This is a genomic window from Citrobacter sp. Cpo221 (genome assembly GCF_030332345.1).
GTDB classification, from domain to species: domain Bacteria; phylum Pseudomonadota; class Gammaproteobacteria; order Enterobacterales; family Enterobacteriaceae; genus Citrobacter; species Citrobacter portucalensis.
In genome coordinates, this window is record NZ_JAOWIA010000007.1 from 1 (window position 1) to 914 (window position 914).

Below are 914 nucleotides of genomic sequence, written 5' to 3' on the forward strand. Positions count from 1 at the left end.
GCGTGCCGCCTTATCCGGCCTGCAGGGGCTGGGCTGAACGTATTTTGTAGGCCTGATAAGCGCAGCGCATCAGGCACATCGCAGCACCATCGGGTGCAAAGCAATATCCTGAACCTCCATAACACAAGCCTTCCTGCGGCATATGCGGTAAACCCCCCAATCTGAATTTTCTGTATTACCTCCCGAAAATATCAGGATCGCCTGCGACAGTTACGTGTACCTTTATCTATTAGTAAGGGTCTATCCGGAGAATAAAGTGTTCGGAAAAATGGTATTAAACTACATGCCGGGGCTAAAAAATTTATTAGCGTACGATAAAAGCTGGCTAAAATATGATGTTAAAGCCGGGTTATCCGTTGCTGCCGTAGCACTACCGGTTGCGATTGCTTACGCTGAGTTAGCGGGAGTCGGGGCTATCGTCGGGTTATATTCCTGCGTTTTGCCAATGCTAGCTTATGCGCTGTTTGGTTCTTCCCGCCAATTGATTGTTGGTCCTGATGCCACGACCTGCGCGGTAATTGCAGCCGTTGTAGTTCCTCTTTCTGCCGGAAACCCAGAACTTCACTGGCAGTTAACAATTGTCATGACTGTGATGATGGGGGGATGGTGCCTGCTTGCCAGTAAATTTCGCCTGGGGGCGCTTGCTGACCTGCTTTCTCATCCCATTCTAACGGGTCTGCTTAACGGCGTTGCCGTGACGATTATTGTCGGGCAACTCGGTAAGGTATTGGGGGTTACGCTTGATGAAGAGCAAGTGATTGAGAAGATCATTGCCCTGCCTGGTCGACTCTCAGAAATTCATTTATTAACCTTAGGGATCGCCATCCTAACGTTGGTAATGACTCCAACTTATTGATAGTGTTTTATGTTCAGATAATGCCCGATGACCTTGTCATGCAGCTCCACCGATTTTG

1 protein-coding gene and 1 pseudogene are annotated in these 914 nt (G+C 48.7%); one reads left to right on the forward strand and one right to left on the reverse strand.

The window, feature by feature from the left end; all coding sequences use genetic code 11:
- Nucleotides 1–256: 256 nt before the first annotated feature.
- Nucleotides 257–841, forward strand: a pseudogene (locus tag OGY72_RS00025) (SulP family inorganic anion transporter); the annotation flags it as partial.
- 8 nt (nt 842–849) lie between these two features.
- Here OGY72_RS00025 and OGY72_RS00030 read toward each other — a convergent pair.
- The coding region (locus tag OGY72_RS00030; RefSeq protein ID WP_071603212.1) for an IS1 family transposase at nt 850–914 on the reverse strand (65 nt) is incomplete at its 5' end.